Here is a 16047-nt window from a genome sequence, read left to right as displayed (position 1 = left end):
AATAAAACCGGCATCGCTACCGGTTTCTTAAAGATTCAGAGACCGTGCAACCAAGTTTGCTTGCACTACGTCGACGATGTTGAATCAGGGTTTATGCACTACCACTCTTCTTAAGGAAATTCTTAAGGTTGTAGCGATAGATAAAGCCGGGGAAGGCGAAAATCATAAACATAAACAGAACTACCGTATAGAACTCCCACTCCTGTGGTGCGACATGTCCCATACTCTTCTTTTCCAGAAGATAGGCAAATAAACCGGTTATACAGAAATAGGTAAACCATTCGATCATATTCACCACAATCGACTTATGCGGTACCTTTATCAGTAAAAACAGACGGTTGCCCAGAATAAAAGGAATATTGGCCAATACCATTGCGGTTACCAGCAATAACCAAACAGCCTGATTGGTTTCCATAAATAGCCTCTTTAAATCAAATCTTATGGCTTTCAAATACAATAAAAGCCCGCTGAAACGGGCTTCTATAATACACAGTTTTCCAGCCCGAGAGACTTCTCAAACCGGAAAAATGGTGACTATATGCTTAAGTAGCAAAGGTCGATTAGCGAACCTGGCAACAGACCCAGAGCCAACAGCAGGATTGCAACGAAGCTTACGCCCCAGTGTAATGCCGGGCTGATGATCTCCACCGGACCTTGAATTTCGGACTTATCGAAATACATCGACTTAACGACGCGCAGGTAGTAGAACGCCGAGATAACCGCCGTAATCACCGCAATCACCGCAATCCAAGTAAAGCCAGCCTTAACAACTTCTTCAATTACCACGATCTTCGCCCAGAAGCCGACAAACGGAGGAATACCCGCCATCGAGAACATCACGATCAGCATCATCAACGCCAGCCAAGGGTTCTTGGCATTCAGACCTTTGAAATCGGATACACGGTCAAACTCGAAGCCTGTACGCGACAATGCCGTAATCATCCCGAAACCGGCGACACCGGTAATCGCATACACGATGATGAAGAACATCGCAGCCGAGAAACCGTCATCAGTGGCGGCAATAACACCCAGCAACAGGAAACCGACATGACCGATACCGGAATACGCCAGCATACGCTTCAAGTTGTCCTGTGCGATCGCCACAATAGAACCGATCACCATCGACAGAATCGAAATAATAATGATCAACTGCTGCCAGTCTCCGACCAAACCAGGCATCGCTTCGTAAAGCAGACGATAAACCATGGCGAAACCGGCCAGTTTAGGCGCCGTCCCCAGATATAGGGTGACCGCTGTTGGAGACCCGTGATAAACATCCGGCATCCACATATGGAAAGGCACGGCCCCCATTTTGAACGCCAGACCGATCACAACGAATACGACACCGAATGCCAGAACGATTCCATCCGCTTTACCTGAAGCGATCACCGCTTTCATTTCAGGGAAAGTAATGGTGCCGGTGGCACCGTAGATCATCGAGAAACCGTACAGAAGCATACCGGTAGCCAAGGCACCCAGTACGAAATACTTCATACCCGCTTCAACGGCAACACCGTCGTATTTGCGCAGCGCAATCATGGCATACATCGCCAGAGACATGATCTCAAGACCCAGATACATGGTGATGAAGTTGTTTGCCGAAATCATGACAAACATCCCCAGAACACCGAACAGACCCAATACGAAGAACTCGCCGCTCATGAAACGGTGCTGAGCCAGATATTCGCGGGCAAACAGGAAAATACCCAGCGAAATCGCTACTGTGAACAGCTTAAGTACATCGGCAAAACTGTCGCGGACAAAACTGTCGTTAAAGGTAAATACCTGTTCTACCGAAAAGCTGGACAATACCAAATAGCCGGCCACCAGCAAGCTTGCCTGAGTCGCATAGTAGGTAGCGTTCTGAAAACGTTTAGACCAGAAAGTGTCTGCAACCAGAATCAATGACGCCAGTATCAGCAGCGTAATTTCCGGGATTGCAGGCGCAAAGGATGGAATGACAAAATTCATACTAATCTTTCACCTACCATAGTTATAGTTTTGTTGTGGTGGCTTGCACCAGTAAGTTCTCGACAGAAGTGTGCATCACTTCCATCAAAGGCGCAGGGAATACACCCAGAGCGACAACAGCAATTGCAAGCGTCGCCATAATCGCAAACTCGCGTTTGTTCAGATCCTGCAGCCCTTCCACATTTTCATTGGTAACAGGGCCGAAGAAGACGCGTTTGACCATCCAAAGGGTATAAGCCGCACCGATAATCAGAGTCAACGCCGCCAGCGTACCGTACCAGACGTTCGCTTTAAACGAGCTCAGAATAACCATGAACTCACCGACGAAACCGGAAGTACCAGGCAGACCGACGTTAGCCATTGCGAACAGCACCGCAAACATCACGAACCATGGCATCTTATTGACGACACCGGAGTAAGCGGAAATTTCACGTGTGTGCATACGGTCATACAATACACCGATCGCCAGGAACATCGCACCGGAGATGAAACCGTGCGAGATCATCTGTACCATCGCACCTTCCATACCCAACTGCGCACCTTCCATAGTGCCGTGGCTGGCAACGATGTCGTACACCAGGAACATCCCCAGGGTAACAAACCCCATGTGCGAGATCGAAGAGTAAGCAACCAGCTTTTTCATATCCGACTGCACCAGAGCGACAATACCGATATAAACGATCGCGATCAGTGACAGCGCGATAACCAGCCAATCCAGTTGCATGGAAGCATCCGGTGTAATCGGCAATGAGAAACGGACGAAACCGTAACCACCCATTTTCAGCATGATCGCCGCCAGTACGACAGAACCGGCCGTCGGTGCTTCAACGTGCGCATCCGGAAGCCAGGTATGAACCGGGAACATCGGAATTTTTACCGCGAATGCAATCAGGAATGCCAGGAAGATCAGAATCTGCGCCGTCATTCCCAGAGGAAGTTCGTGGAAATCCAAAATCGAGAAGCTGCCGCTCTGCCAGTACATATACAGGAATGAAACCAGCATGAATACCGAACCGAAGAAGGTATACAGGAAGAACTTCATGGTCGCGTACACACGACGTGGACCACCCCACTTACCGATTACGATAAACATCGGAATCAGCAGCGCTTCCCAGAACACATAGAACAGAATTGAATCCAGTGCCGTGAAGACACCGACCATAATCCCGCCCATAATCAGGAAGGCACCCATATACTGTTCGATACGTTCTTTGATGCACTCCCATGCCGAAGCAATGACCAGAACCTGAGTGAAGGTTGTCAGCAGCACCAGTGGCATAGACAGACCATCAACCCCCAGGTAGTACTGGACATTGAACATCGGGATCCATGGAATCTGCTCTACGAACTGCATCTCAGCCGTACCGTAGTTGAAATTCGCCCACAGAGGAATTGACAGAATAAAAGTCAGGCCAGCCACAATAAGTGACAGCCATTTAGCGACCGTATCGTTGTTACGGCCGGCAAACAGCACTAATAGACCACCGATAATCGGCAGCCAGATCAGTGTGCTCAAAATAGGATAGCTTGTTAGCATGAACTCGAGTCCCTTTTCTTATTATTCTTCAATTACCACAATACCCAGATCAGCATCCCCAGCAGTCCGAAAATCATTACGAACGCATAGTGATACATATAACCTGTTTGGGTACGACGCAGACCGTTGGCAGAGTGCGCAATCGCCATAAAGGTATTGGTAACCATTCCGGTATCAATCAGTTTGACATCAACCCATCGAGTGAAGAACTGACCCAGTTTGCGGGTACCGTTAACGAAGACGATTTCATTCAAACGATCGAAACCGTAAGCGTTTTCCAATACATAGTGACCGCGAGGACACATCTGCTTCAACTTGCCCGGAATATTAGGCTGCTTGATATACATGAACCACGCCAAAGCCACACCGGACAGCGCCAGAATAACCGGCAGAGTCACGAATGAGTGGATGATCATATCCAAGGCACCGTGGAAGTAGTTGTTGTACACCCACATCATGGTGTCGTTTTCAGGCTTGATCACAATCGCTTCAGCGAAGTAAGAACCGTTCAACATCGGCTCGATCATCGGCAGCCCCATTAATACCGCCGGAATAGCCAACAGAATCAGAGGAATCGTTACCACCAAAGGAGACTCTTTGATCTTATGCGTCTTAACGTATTCAGACTCTTCGCCATGGAAAACGATAAAGAACATACGGAAGCTGTAGAAAGCGGTCACGAAAACACCCATCATCAACAGGATAAAGGCGAAATCAGCACCGAAGCGATCAGTAGCCTGCAAGCTCAGCAAGATTGAGTCTTTCGAGAAGAAACCAGAGAAACCTGGGAAACCGATCAAGGCCAGAGAACCGATCAGCATCGACCAGTAAGTAATTGGCATATACTTTTTCAGCCCACCCATCTGACGGATATCCTGGATGTGGTGCATTGCGATAATCACGGAACCCGCCGCCAGGAACAGCAACGCTTTAAAGAAAGCGTGCGTCAGTACATGGAACATACCGGCCGCATAAGCGGAAGCACCAAGCGCTGCCGTCATGTAACCCAACTGAGAAAGTGTCGAGTAGGCGACTACACGCTTGATATCGTTCTGGATCAGACCAAGAAGCCCCATCAAGAAAGCGGTTAGCGCACCGGTAATCAGGACCACTGACAGAGCAACTTCAGACAACTCATAAGCTGGAGACAGACGCGCCACCATAAAGATACCGGCGGTTACCATGGTTGCCGCGTGGATCAGTGCCGAAATAGGTGTCGGGCCTTCCATCGATTCAGGCAGCCACACATGCAGAGGCATCTGCGCTGATTTACCCATCGCACCGATAAACAGCAGAATCAACATCACGGTGATCATCGACCACTCGACACCCGGAATGATTTCAATCATCACGTCTTTCTGAGTTGTCAGCTGAGCGAAGAACTCTTTGTAGTCCATCGTACCGAAGTAGACAAATACAACCGCAATACCCAGAATGAAACCGAAGTCACCGACACGGTTGACCAGGAATGCTTTCAGGTTTGCCTGAATCGCAGATTCACGCTTCATGTAGAAACCGATCAGCAGGTAAGAAACCAGACCGACCGCTTCCCAGCCGAAGAACAGCTGCAGGAAGTTGTTCGCCATAACCAGCGACAACATCGAGAAGGTGAACAGCGAGATATATGAGAAGAAACGCTGATAATAAGGGTTGTCATGCGAATAGTCTTCATCGTGATCCATATAACCGATGGTATAGATATGAACCATCAAGGAAACGAAAGTGACTACCAGCATCATGGTTGCCGACAATTTGTCGATCATGAAACCGATCTGGAAATTAATTCCGTCAGACACCATCCAGGTATAGAGCGCCGCATTATATTCTGCAGCGCCCTGGAAAACATACAACCAGAAAACATAGAACGACAAGACCGCAGAGATCGCAACACCCGCAATAGTCGAGTAATGCGCTCCTGCACGGCCTACTTGACGGCCAAACAGACCGGCAATCATGGCACCCACTAAAGGTGCCAGCAGAATGACTGTTAAAATTTCATGTAACATTCAGCCTTACCCCTTAAGTGAATCCAAGTCATCAACGTTGATGCTCTTACGGTTACGGAATACCAGAACGATAATCGCCAGACCGATCGCCGCTTCAGCAGCAGCAACCGTCAGAATGAAGAAGACGAAAATCTGTCCGGTTACATCATTCAGATAGTGTGAGAATGCAACCAGATTGGTATTGACCGCCAAAAGAAGCAGTTCGATCGACATCAAAAGTACAATCACGTTTTTACGGTTAAGGAAGATACCGGCCATGCTGATCATAAACAGCACTGCGCCGAATAAAAGATAGTCAGAAAGCGCAATCATTTTTTCTCTTCCTCCTTGTCGTCTGCAACCGGTTGTTCAACCACTGCATCCATTTTGACCATTTCCAAACGCTCGGATTTCTCGGTACGGTTCTGCTTTTCGATATTCTGATAAAGCACGGTACCGCTAGGACGTCGACGCAGTGTCAGGGCGATTGCCGCAACAATCCCGACCAGAAGCAGCACCGCCGCCAAAATAAAGGCGTAAGCATGCTCTGTGTACAGAGGAATCGCAATCTCGGTGGTATTGCTGTAATCCGCCGGCTTGGCCGCTGGAGCTGCAACCTTATCCAGACCAAAATGCTCAGGACCGACGACCATATACATCAAAGCGAAAATCGCAATAGCGGCCAGCGCTCCGATTGGCAGATAGCGGGTAAAGCCTTCCTTAAGAATGGCCATATTGATATCCAGCATCATGACCACAAACAGGAACAGCACCATAACCGCACCGACATACACCAGAATCAGTACCAGACCAAGGAATTCAGCCTGCGCCATTATCCATAGACCAGCGGTGGAGATAAAGGCCAAGACCAGCCATAACGCTGCCTTAACCGGGTTCTTAACAGTAATCATCATTAATCCGGAGATAATGGCGATCGCTGCTAGCACATAAAAAATAAATTGTTCAAAGCTCATAGCAATAACTCAGTACTCTCGAATTAACGATATTTCGCATCTGCTGCACGGTCGGCGGCAATCTGCGCTTCGTGTTGATCACCGAAGGCAAGGAGATCTTCCTTGGTACGGATATGCGGACCACGTTCATGGAACTCATACTCAAACACACGGGTTTCAACAATCGCATCTACCGGGCAAGCTTCTTCACAGAAACCGCAATAGATGCACTTAAACATATCAATGTCATACTGAGTGGTACGGCGGGTACCGTCTTCGCGCTCTTCCGATTCGATAGTAATTGCATTCGCAGGGCAGACCGCTTCGCACAATTTACAAGCGATACAACGCTCTTCGCCGTTTTCGTAGCGACGCAAAGCGTGGTGTCCACGGAAACGCGGAGACAACGGTGTTTTCTCTTCCGGATAACGGACCGTAATCTTCTTTTTAAACAAGTACTTACCGGTAACTGATAAACCTTTGAATAACTCAGTAAGACCCCAGGTCTTAATTTGATGTTTTAGAAATTTACCCATGTCACCCTCTATTAGTTAAACCATGGACCAAAATCAAAGTACTTCATAGCGCCAACTACGAATACCCAGACAATGGTTAATGGAATCAGCACTTTCCAACCCAGACGCATCAATTGGTCATAACGGTAACGAGGGAAAGTTGCACGTAGCCACAAGAATACAAACAGCAGAAGTGCTACCTTGATCGACAGCCAAGCCAGCTGCGGAACCCAAGAGAATAGTGTTTCCAGAAGCGGAATACCTTCAAACGGTGACAACCAGCCGCCAAGGAACATAATCGACGCCATAAAGGAGATCAGGATCATCATGGCGTATTCCGCCAGCATGAAGACACCGAACGTCATACCGGAATAATCAACGTGGAAACCGGCAACGATTTCCGCTTCCCCTTCGATAACATCGAAAGGCGTACGGTTGGTTTCAGCCAGTCCGGAGATGAAATAGACAAAGAACATCGGCAATAGAGGCAACAGGTACCAGTTAAGAATTCCGCCTTGCTGATTGTTAACAATCTCGGTCAGGTTCATGGTACCGGCAATCATCAAAACGGTAACCAAAGCGAAGCCCATCGCGATTTCATAAGAAATCTTCTGTGCAGAACCACGCAAGGCACCCAAGAAAGCGTATTTCGAGTTAGACGCCCAACCCGCTACAACCGTACCGTAAACAAGAATCGACGAAACCGCCAGAACGTACAGCACACCGGCGTTAATATCGGTAACAACGACACCGTCACTGAACGGAATAACCGCATAAGCGGCAACTGCCGGAGCAATCGCCAGGATCGGCGCGAGGATAAACAGGTACTTATTCGACTGAGCCGGGAAAATGACCTCTTTGGTCATCAATTTCAAAGCATCGGCAATCGGCTGCAGCAGACCGATCGGACCGACACGGTTCGGCCCCATACGTACCTGCATATAACCGATGACCTTCCGCTCGGCGTAAGTCAACCAGGCCACTACCAGCATAATCGGCAGAATAACCGCTACCGCTTGCAGTACCAGAGTAATGGTGATGGCTAACCACTCGTATAAGAAGCCAGATAAAAAAGCTTGGATCGCATCAAACATCAATCTTATCCTCTCACCATCGTTTCTACATTAGCATCCGGCGTTTTCTGCAGAGATGGCGCTCTACGAACCAAAGCATCCATCTGATACGGAGATACCAGTTTCACTTTGCCGTCATTATTTACTGTCGTCATAGACGCATCCAGTTTGGAGAATGCAACGCTTGAACCGCTGTTATCCAACACTTCGCGCAGGACTTCATTGCTATGGGTGTAGTCAAAACCACTCAGGTTCAGCATATTGCCCATGACGCGCAATACTTTCCATGCCGCTTTGGCATCACCTACAGGTTCGGCAGCCATTTTGAAAGACTGTTTCAGGCCGTTAAGGTTAACGAAAGTACCGGCCGTTTCCGCATAGGAAGCGATCGGTAGCAGGACATCCGCATAGTCACGCTGTGCTTCAGAATCGAATAAGCTCATGCTGACAACAAATTTAGCCTTAGCCATCGCCTGCGACGCCTGAGTAGAATCAGAAAAGTCTTCCGGCTCAACATTCAGTGTCAGGAATGCATCCATTCCCTGTGCCATCTGTGCGGCATTTTTGCCTTTCATCGGCAAGAAGTTAACCAGATAAGCACCCACTTCATTCGCCTGCATCGGCAGAATATTCAATGAAGAATCTGTGTTTTTCGCCAGACTCGCGGCCAGTTTACAGATCAACGCATAATCCGGATGGTTCTGAGCAATCTGTCCAACCATAACCGCAGATTTGTTCCCGTCAATTAGGCTTTGAGCCGCTGCTTTTTGCACATCGCTGGCGGTAACGTCCGCCAAGAAGGCATCCGAGTCACCTTTAATCTCCGCAGCCGCTTTGGCCATTCCCGCCAAATTAGCGACCATCCCGGCATCATCGCTGATGTCGTTCAAGTCATAATTAAACTTGTAAGCCTGCGGATTGACCGCGATAACGTTAGCGCCATTCAAGGTCGCTTTACGTACACGAAGGTTCAGAAGAGGCAACTCTTTACGCAAGTAAGACCCCACCACGGCAACCGCATTTAGCTGTTCAACCTCGGCAATCGGCATCTCCAGTGACGGCGTATGGAAATCGTGCGCATCGGCAGAGAAATCCACCTGACGGGTACGGAAATCAATATTTTCAACACCCATACCGCGCGCCAGTTTCTGCAGCAAATGCAACTCTTCAAGAGTTGAATTGGCTGACGCCAGAACACCGACCTCCTGAGAAGCGTCGGCAACGTTTTTCAGCCCTTCGACTGCAAACTCCAATGCGCTTTCCCAGTCAGTCGCCTGCCACTTGCCGTTGACTTTGATCATCGGCTGAGTCAGACGTTCGTCACTGATCATTCCTTCATAAGCGAAACGATCGCGGTCAGACAGCCATACTTCATTGATCGCTTCATTCTCGCTTGGGACAACGCGCATCACTTTACTGTCTTTGGTGTGTACCTGAATGTTGGAACCGATTGAATCGTGACCAGCAACGGCCTTATGCGCTTTCAGTTCCCAGGTACGGGTCTTGTAACGGAACGGTTTGGACGTCAGAGCACCGACCGGACACAGGTCAATCATATTCCCCGACATTTCCGAATCGATTGATTTCTCGACATAGGTACCGATTTCCATCCATTCTGAACGTCCGGTTGCACCCAATTCCATCATCCCGGCCACTTCCTGACCGAAACGCACACAACGTGTACAGTGGATACAACGGGTCATATCAGTGCTGATTAGCGGGCCGGCGTTCTTGTCGCCAACCACACGCTTGGCTTCGGCGTAACGGGAAACATCTTCACCGTAGTCCATCGCCACATCTTGAAGCTCACACTCACCACCCTGGTCACAAATAGGACAATCCAGCGGGTGGTTGATGAGCAAAAATTCCATGACCGATTTCTGTGCCGCAATCGCCTTAGGCGAATTTGTGCGCACAACCATTCCATCGGTTACCGGAGTAGCACAAGCCGGAAGTGGTTTCCAGGCACCTTCAACGTCCACAAGACACATACGGCAGTTTGCCGCAATAGAAAGCTTTTTGTGGTAACAAAAACGGGGAATCGGAATTTCAGCGTTATCAGCGACATCAATCAGCATGTCGCCTTCTCTGGCCTCGATAACTTGTCCGTTTATTTCAACTTTTACCATAGTTCTTTAACCTAAATTTGATTTGGTTGGCGTAGCCCAAAACAACTCAGACCGCTTATACACGGTCGTAAATGCTGCAACCGTGCTCAATATAGTGCATAAATTCATGTTCGTAGAGATCCACAGCCGAGGCCAATGCGATGGTTGCCGCATCCCCTAGACCACAGATAACGTTACCCATGATTTTGCCTGAAACATCTTTAAGGGCTGCAATGTCTTCTGGACGTCCCTTCCCTTCGATGATGCGGTTCAGAACACGCATCAACCAACCTGTACCTTCACGGCATGGGGTACATTGACCGCAGGATTCATCCCAGTAGAAGTGCGATAGGTTCTGACAAACCTTAACGATATCGGTGGTTTCATCCATCACGATCATCGATCCCGCACCAAGGAATGAACCGGCGTTGGCGATCGAATCGTAATCCATATTCATTTCCAACGCTTTTTCCGCCGGGATCAGTGCCGTTGAAGCCCCACCCGGGATAACACACTTCAGCTTGCGGTCGTTCCATACGCCACCAGCAAGATCAAGAAGATCTTTGAATGGCGTACCCATGCGTACCTCGAAATTACCCGGATTGTTAACATGTCCGGATACCGAGTACAGTTTGGTTCCACCGGCGTTCTTAACGCCTAGGTCATTGAACCACTTGCCGCCCTTCGCCAAGATCATTGGGATGGACGCCAAGGTTTCAGTGTTATTAATAGTCGTCGGCTTGCCATATAGGCCGTAGCTCGCCGGGAAAGGCGGCTTAAAGCGCGGCTGACCTTTTTTACCTTCGATCGATTCGAGCAATGCGGTTTCTTCACCACAGATATAGGCACCGGCACCCAAGTGAACGTGCAGGTCGAAATCCCAACCCGAATCCAAAATATTCTTGCCTAGCAGACCCGCTTCGCGCGCCTGTTCAATCGCTTTTTTGAAAACCTGATACGGTTCCCAGAATTCACCGCGGATATAGTTGTAACCCTGTGATGCACCGATGACATAACCGGCAATCATCATCCCTTCAACCAGCGCATGCGGGTTATAACGGTGAATATCACGGTCTTTAAAGGTTCCAGGCTCACCCTCGTCCGAATTACAGACGATGTATTTCTGACCAGGTGCAGTACGGTTCATGAAGCTCCACTTCAAACCGGTAGGGAAACCGGCACCACCGCGTCCACGGATATTAGAAGCTTTGACTTCTTCGATGATTTCAGCTGGCTCAAGTTCACCTGACAGAACCTTCTTCCACACTTCATAACCACCGTTTGCCATATACACATCGATGTCATATGAGCGCTCTAAGTGGTTAAGACGAAAACAGTTTTCATTTTGATGAACCATCGGCTTACTCCAACTCGTCTAAAATTTTAAACAGAGACTCTTCGTCCAGATTCTCATGGTATGTCTTGCCGATCTTACACATTGGAGCGCCACCGCAAGCACCAAGACATTCAACCTTCTTGATCGAAAATTTACCGTCGGCAGTCACTTCGCCCGGCTTAACGCCTAGTTTCTGTTCCAGCTTGGCACGCAACTCTTCACCACCACGCAGGTAGCATGAGATCGAGTTACACCAGTTAATCTGATGTTTACCAACCGGCTGATGGTTGTAGTTTCCATAGAAAGTCGCCACTTCATAAACGGCGATCGGCGCAACACCAAGGTACTCGGCGATTTCATCCATCAACTCGGTCGTCAGATGACCACCGTTGGCTTCCTGCACGATACGCAACGCCGGCATAGTTGCAGACTGGCGCTGATCTTCCGGATAATTGGCAATCCAAGTATCAATGCGTTTTTTAACATCCCCTTGAATCATTGATGTCTTGGTACTCATCGATCGATTTCTCCAAATACAATATCTTGGGTACCGATAATCGATACCACATCAGCAATCATATGCCCCTTAACCATTTCATCCAGCGAGGCCAGATGCGGGAAGCCCGGTGCACGGACTTTCATACGGTATGGTTTGTTGGCGCCGTCAGACACCAGATAGATACCGAACTCCCCTTTCGGGTGTTCGACAGCAGCATAAGCTTCCGAAGCAGGAATGCTGTAACCTTCGGTAAACAGTTTAAAGTGGTGAATCAGAGCTTCCATGTTCGACTTGGCGTCCTCTCGGGCCGGAGGTGCAACCTTATGGTCGGAACTCATGACCGGACCATCATTTTCTTTCAGCCATTTCACACACTGTTTGATGATCTTGTTCGATTCGCGCATTTCTGCCACACGTACCAGATAGCGGTCGTAGCAGTCACCGGTTTTGCCGACCGGAATATCGAATTCCATTTTGTCGTAGACTTCGTACGGCTGCTTTTTACGCAGATCCCAGGCAATCCCGGAACCACGCAGCATCGGACCGGTAAAGCCAAGCTGAAGTGCACGCTCAGGAGAAACAATACCGATATCAACGGTACGCTGTTTCCAGATACGGTTATCAGTCAACAGCGTTTCATATTCATCTACGTACCCAGGGAAACGTTCGGTAAAGGCTTCAATGAAATCCAGCAATGAGCCTTCACGCGTTTCATTCAGGCGATCCAACTCTTTGCCTTTGCGCCATTTTGATTCAGTGTATTTTGCCATCGTATCCGGAAGATCACGGTAAACACCGCCCGGACGATAGTAAGTGGCATGCATACGGGCACCGGAAACAGCTTCATAGCAGTCCATTAGGTCTTCACGTTCACGGAAGGCATAAAGGAATACCGTCATGGCACCGATATCCAGAGCGTGCGCACCAAGCCACATCAAGTGGTTCAGGACACGGGTGATTTCATCGAACATGACACGGATATACTGCGCACGCTCAGGTACTTCAACACCCAGCATCTTTTCAATCGCCATGACATAGCCGTGTTCGTTGGCCATCATGGAAACATAGTCAAGACGGTCCATATAACCGATCGACTGGTTGTAAGGTTTGAACTCGGCCAGTTTTTCGGTACCGCGGTGCAGAAGACCGATATGCGGATCGGAACGGACGACGGTTTCCCCGTCCAATTCCAATACCAAACGCAAAACCCCGTGCGCGGACGGGTGTTGAGGGCCAAAGTTAAGAGTATAGTTACGAATTTCAGGCATAACAGCTTCCTATTAAGCTTTCGCTGGTGTCTTATGACGGATTACACGCGGCACATTTACACGGTTTTCAATCGAAACCGGCTCATAGACGACACGCGCCTTTTCTGCGTCATAACGCATTTCAACATGCCCGGTTAGAGGGAAATCTTTTCTAAGCGGGTGGCCGACAAAACCGTAATCTGTCAGGATTCGGCGCAGATCAGGGTGGCCTTTAAACAGAATGCCGTACAGATCAAACGCTTCACGTTCGAACCAGTTAGCCACACTCCAGATATCGATCACACTATCGACAACCGGTAACTGCGTATCCGGTGCAAAAACCTTTACGCGCAGACGGACGTTGTTCTGAATGGACAACAAGTGGTAGACCGCGGCAAAGCGACGTTCCATCTGCAGATGTTCTTCTTCGGTCTCATCTTCGGCGAAATCGAATACGCCGCGGCTGAAACCACTATTCGGAGCCTTCATGGTTTCCCAGTTCGCTTTACCGTAATCAAGGTAATCCACTCCGCACAGATCGATCAGCTGCTCGAATCCCAGCTCATCACGACACTTTTTCAGACCCGCAAACGCTTTATCCGCTGGCAATTCGATAGTCAGTTCATCCAGTGCAACCGTAGAGGAAGCCAACATATCGCCTAAGACATCATTAACGCGGGTTTGTAAATCAAGTACTGACTGTTTCATTCTTCGGTCCATTTATGCTTATCGGGCGATGGTATTGGTACGTTTAATCTTGTTCTGCAACTGAACAATTCCGTACAACAGTGCTTCAGCCGTCGGCGGACAGCCCGGCACATAGACATCGACCGGTACGATACGGTCACAACCGCGAACTACCGAGTACGAATAGTGGTAATAACCACCACCGTTGGCACATGAACCCATTGAGATAACCCAACGCGGCTCGGCCATCTGGTCGTAAACTTTACGCAATGCCGGTGCCATTTTGTTAACCAGAGTACCGGCTACGATCATGACATCGGACTGACGTGGCGACGGACGGAAGATAATCCCGAAACGGTCAAGATCGTAACGCGACGCACCGGCATGCATCATTTCAACCGCACAACAGGCAAGCCCGAAAGTCATTGGCCATAGAGAACCGGTTCTAGCCCAGTTAATCAATTTATCCGCAGAGGTGGTAACAACACCTTCTTTTAAAACGCCTTCTACTCCCATTCCAGCGCTCCTTTTTTCCATTCATAGATAAAGCCGATAACCAGCAATGACAGGAAAGCCGCCATCGCAAGTAAACCAAAGGTTCCCACCTCTTCCAATACAATCGCCCATGGGAATAGAAACGCGATTTCCAAATCGAAAATAATGAACAGGATCGCGACTAAATAGAAACGAACGTCGAACTTCATACGGGCATCTTCAAAAGCTTCGAAACCACACTCGTATGGAGAGTTCTTCTCGGCATCAGGCTTTTGCGGCCCCAATAGATAACCTACTAAAATCGGCCCGACGCCAAACAGAATGCCCAGGACAATAAATACCAGGACGGGAAGATAATTTTCTAGCATTGGTTTGCAACCTCATCTAGTCTTTATACATAGTACTGCCGCAACAAGTGCGGCAGTTGTTAAATATGGTGCCGATGGCCGGACTCGAACCGGCACGACTTGCGTCACCACCCCCTCAAGATGGCGTGTCTACCAATTTCACCACATCGGCATGTATTCTTTATTAATTTGGTACGACTGGTTCTTCTGGCTGCTGAACAGACTCTTCAACCTTTACAGCCGAGTCATCAACAACACTTTGATATCCTTTTGCCTGCTGACTGGCGATATAAGCCAGAGTCAGAGAGGTAATAAAGAATAGGGTCGCCATAATCGCGGTCAGGCGCGACAAGAATGTCGCCGAACCGCCACTACCAAATAACGTTTGCGAAGAACTACCACCGAAGTTCGCTCCCGCGTCCGCCCCTTTACCGTGCTGCATCAATACCAGCACAATCAATAAAAAGGCAATAATAATATGTATGGTTAGAACAATACTAAACATTAGGCACTCGCAGCTTTACAGATTGCCATGAAATCATCGGCATTCAGGGAAGCGCCACCGATCAGCCCGCCGTCGATATCCGCTTGCGCGAACAGTTCAGCGGCGTTATCAGGTTTAACGCTTCCACCATATTGAATAATTACCTTATCCGCGACAACAGCATTCAAACCTGCCAACTTGCCGCGAATAAAAGCATGAACTTCTTGTGCTTGCTCAGGAGAAGCCGTTTTACCGGTACCAATTGCCCAAACAGGCTCATAGGCGATAACGATTTTCTCAAAAGCCTCAATACCGACAACATCAACGACGGCATCGATTTGCGTTGCAATGACTTTTTCCATCACACCGGACTCGCGCTCTTCAAGCGTTTCACCGACACACAGAATCGGAGTAACACCCGCATCCAAAGCGACTTTTACCTTGCTGGCTACCTGAGCATCCGTTTCACCGTAGATAGCTCGACGCTCGGAATGCCCCAGAATAACGTAAGCACAGCCCAGATCTTTAATCATCTCGACAGAGGTCTCACCAGTAAAAGCACCTTGAACCGGTTCCTCAGCAATATTTTGAGCACCAACAGCAATCTTTCCGCCAGTCAGTGAACTCTGTACAAAATCGATGTAAATAGCTGGAGGGCATACTGCCATATCAACGTTTTCGATCTGTCCTGCCTGGGCGTTCAGTCCATCAACCAGACTCTCGATAGAGGCCTTTGAACCGTGCATTTTCCAGTTACCTGCAACAAACGGCTTTCTCATCTACTAATCTCCAACACAAAAGTTCGACAAT

General features: G+C 48.7%; 17 protein-coding genes and 1 tRNA gene. All 18 read right to left on the bottom strand.

Features of this window, described 5'->3' with window-relative positions:
* Positions 1-91: 91 nt before the first annotated feature.
* The 18 genes from HQN79_RS04525 to tpiA all read right to left on the bottom strand — a co-directional run bounded on the left by HQN79_RS04525 (position 92) and on the right by tpiA (position 16016).
* Positions 92-415, bottom strand: a complete 324-nt coding sequence (locus tag HQN79_RS04525; protein ID WP_173284510.1) for a DUF2818 family protein — start codon at positions 413-415, stop codon at positions 92-94.
* A gap of 119 nt (positions 416-534) precedes the next feature.
* Positions 535-1971: an NADH-quinone oxidoreductase subunit NuoN gene (gene nuoN / locus HQN79_RS04520; RefSeq protein ID WP_173284508.1), complete on the bottom strand. Its 1437-nt coding sequence runs from the start codon at positions 1969-1971 to the stop codon at positions 535-537.
* Between the two features lie 22 nt (positions 1972-1993).
* Positions 1994-3508, bottom strand: a complete 1515-nt coding sequence (locus tag HQN79_RS04515; RefSeq protein WP_173284506.1) for an NADH-quinone oxidoreductase subunit M — start codon at positions 3506-3508, stop codon at positions 1994-1996.
* Positions 3509-3540: 32 nt separating this feature from the next.
* On the bottom strand, positions 3541-5514 hold the full coding sequence (gene nuoL, locus HQN79_RS04510) for an NADH-quinone oxidoreductase subunit L (protein WP_173284504.1): 1974 nt from the start codon (positions 5512-5514) through the stop codon (positions 3541-3543).
* 6 nt (positions 5515-5520) lie between these two features.
* Positions 5521-5826: an NADH-quinone oxidoreductase subunit NuoK gene (nuoK, locus tag HQN79_RS04505; protein WP_173284503.1), complete on the bottom strand. Its 306-nt coding sequence runs from the start codon at positions 5824-5826 to the stop codon at positions 5521-5523.
* A complete protein-coding gene (locus HQN79_RS04500; protein WP_173284502.1) occupies positions 5823-6467 on the bottom strand; it encodes an NADH-quinone oxidoreductase subunit J in 645 nt (214 codons plus the stop codon). The genes nuoK and HQN79_RS04500 overlap by 4 nt, the downstream gene beginning before the upstream one ends.
* 23 nt (positions 6468-6490) lie before the next feature.
* Positions 6491-6982 carry an NADH-quinone oxidoreductase subunit NuoI gene (gene nuoI, locus HQN79_RS04495; RefSeq protein ID WP_173284500.1) on the bottom strand — a complete coding sequence of 164 codons (492 nt, stop codon included), beginning with the start codon at positions 6980-6982 and terminating at the stop codon, positions 6491-6493.
* Positions 6983-6993: 11 nt separating this feature from the next.
* A complete protein-coding gene (gene nuoH, locus HQN79_RS04490; protein ID WP_173284498.1) occupies positions 6994-8055 on the bottom strand; it encodes an NADH-quinone oxidoreductase subunit NuoH in 1062 nt (353 codons plus the stop codon).
* 5 nt (positions 8056-8060) lie between these two features.
* Positions 8061-10163 (bottom strand): NADH-quinone oxidoreductase subunit NuoG, encoded by a 2103-nt coding sequence (gene nuoG / locus HQN79_RS04485; RefSeq protein WP_173284496.1) that lies wholly within the window; start codon positions 10161-10163, stop codon positions 8061-8063.
* Between the two features lie 55 nt (positions 10164-10218).
* Positions 10219-11499 carry an NADH-quinone oxidoreductase subunit NuoF gene (gene nuoF / locus HQN79_RS04480; protein WP_173284494.1) on the bottom strand — a complete coding sequence of 427 codons (1281 nt, stop codon included), beginning with the start codon at positions 11497-11499 and terminating at the stop codon, positions 10219-10221.
* 4 nt (positions 11500-11503) lie between these two features.
* Positions 11504-11995 (bottom strand): NADH-quinone oxidoreductase subunit NuoE, encoded by a 492-nt coding sequence (gene nuoE / locus HQN79_RS04475; protein ID WP_238843425.1) that lies wholly within the window; start codon positions 11993-11995, stop codon positions 11504-11506.
* Positions 11992-13245 carry an NADH-quinone oxidoreductase subunit D gene (locus HQN79_RS04470; protein ID WP_173284492.1) on the bottom strand — a complete coding sequence of 418 codons (1254 nt, stop codon included), beginning with the start codon at positions 13243-13245 and terminating at the stop codon, positions 11992-11994. Before HQN79_RS04470 ends, nuoE begins: the two co-directional genes overlap by 4 nt.
* A 12-nt stretch (positions 13246-13257) precedes the next feature.
* Positions 13258-13932: an NADH-quinone oxidoreductase subunit C gene (locus HQN79_RS04465; RefSeq protein WP_173284490.1), complete on the bottom strand. Its 675-nt coding sequence runs from the start codon at positions 13930-13932 to the stop codon at positions 13258-13260.
* An 18-nt stretch (positions 13933-13950) separates the two neighbouring features.
* Positions 13951-14427 (bottom strand): NuoB/complex I 20 kDa subunit family protein, encoded by a 477-nt coding sequence (locus tag HQN79_RS04460; RefSeq protein ID WP_173284488.1) that lies wholly within the window; start codon positions 14425-14427, stop codon positions 13951-13953.
* The gene (locus HQN79_RS04455) at positions 14418-14774 is read right to left on the bottom strand and encodes an NADH-quinone oxidoreductase subunit A (RefSeq protein WP_173272912.1); all 357 of its coding nucleotides are present in this window, start codon (positions 14772-14774) and stop codon (positions 14418-14420) included. Before HQN79_RS04455 ends, HQN79_RS04460 begins: the two co-directional genes overlap by 10 nt.
* A gap of 66 nt (positions 14775-14840) precedes the next feature.
* Positions 14841-14925, bottom strand: a tRNA-Leu gene (locus HQN79_RS04450).
* A 12-nt stretch (positions 14926-14937) separates the two neighbouring features.
* A complete protein-coding gene (gene secG / locus HQN79_RS04445) occupies positions 14938-15258 on the bottom strand; it encodes a preprotein translocase subunit SecG (RefSeq protein WP_173284486.1) in 321 nt (106 codons plus the stop codon).
* Complete coding sequence (gene tpiA, locus HQN79_RS04440; protein WP_173284485.1) at positions 15258-16016, bottom strand: triose-phosphate isomerase; 759 nt, start codon at positions 16014-16016, stop codon at positions 15258-15260. Before tpiA ends, secG begins: the two co-directional genes overlap by 1 nt.
* Positions 16017-16047: the final 31 nt, after the last annotated feature.

Source organism: Thiomicrorhabdus xiamenensis (assembly GCF_013282625.1).
In the GTDB taxonomy this organism is placed as follows: Bacteria; Pseudomonadota; Gammaproteobacteria; order Thiomicrospirales; family Thiomicrospiraceae; genus Thiomicrorhabdus; species Thiomicrorhabdus xiamenensis.
Note: the sequence above shows the minus strand (reverse complement) of the source record. Positions and strands in the feature narration are given on the sequence as shown.

Bases quoted from the DNA above. Each gene is read 5' to 3' on its own strand.
- HQN79_RS04525 (WP_173284510.1), bottom strand. From the start codon at position 415: ATGGAAACCAATCAGGCTGTTTGGTTATTGCTGGTAACCGCAATGGTA.
- nuoN (WP_173284508.1), bottom strand. From the start codon at position 1,971: ATGAATTTTGTCATTCCATCCTTTGCGCCTGCAATCCCGGAAATTACG.
- HQN79_RS04515 (WP_173284506.1), bottom strand. From the start codon at position 3,508: ATGCTAACAAGCTATCCTATTTTGAGCACACTGATCTGGCTGCCGATT.
- nuoL (WP_173284504.1), bottom strand. From the start codon at position 5,514: ATGTTACATGAAATTTTAACAGTCATTCTGCTGGCACCTTTAGTGGGT.
- nuoK (WP_173284503.1), bottom strand. From the start codon at position 5,826: ATGATTGCGCTTTCTGACTATCTTTTATTCGGCGCAGTGCTGTTTATG.
- HQN79_RS04500 (WP_173284502.1), bottom strand. From the start codon at position 6,467: ATGAGCTTTGAACAATTTATTTTTTATGTGCTAGCAGCGATCGCCATT.
- nuoI (WP_173284500.1), bottom strand. From the start codon at position 6,982: ATGGGTAAATTTCTAAAACATCAAATTAAGACCTGGGGTCTTACTGAG.
- nuoH (WP_173284498.1), bottom strand. From the start codon at position 8,055: ATGTTTGATGCGATCCAAGCTTTTTTATCTGGCTTCTTATACGAGTGG.
- nuoG (WP_173284496.1), bottom strand. From the start codon at position 10,163: ATGGTAAAAGTTGAAATAAACGGACAAGTTATCGAGGCCAGAGAAGGC.
- nuoF (WP_173284494.1), bottom strand. From the start codon at position 11,499: ATGGTTCATCAAAATGAAAACTGTTTTCGTCTTAACCACTTAGAGCGC.
- nuoE (WP_238843425.1), bottom strand. From the start codon at position 11,995: ATGAGTACCAAGACATCAATGATTCAAGGGGATGTTAAAAAACGCATT.
- HQN79_RS04470 (WP_173284492.1), bottom strand. From the start codon at position 13,245: ATGCCTGAAATTCGTAACTATACTCTTAACTTTGGCCCTCAACACCCG.
- HQN79_RS04465 (WP_173284490.1), bottom strand. From the start codon at position 13,932: ATGAAACAGTCAGTACTTGATTTACAAACCCGCGTTAATGATGTCTTA.
- HQN79_RS04460 (WP_173284488.1), bottom strand. From the start codon at position 14,427: ATGGGAGTAGAAGGCGTTTTAAAAGAAGGTGTTGTTACCACCTCTGCG.
- HQN79_RS04455 (WP_173272912.1), bottom strand. From the start codon at position 14,774: ATGCTAGAAAATTATCTTCCCGTCCTGGTATTTATTGTCCTGGGCATT.
- secG (WP_173284486.1), bottom strand. From the start codon at position 15,258: ATGTTTAGTATTGTTCTAACCATACATATTATTATTGCCTTTTTATTG.
- tpiA (WP_173284485.1), bottom strand. From the start codon at position 16,016: ATGAGAAAGCCGTTTGTTGCAGGTAACTGGAAAATGCACGGTTCAAAG.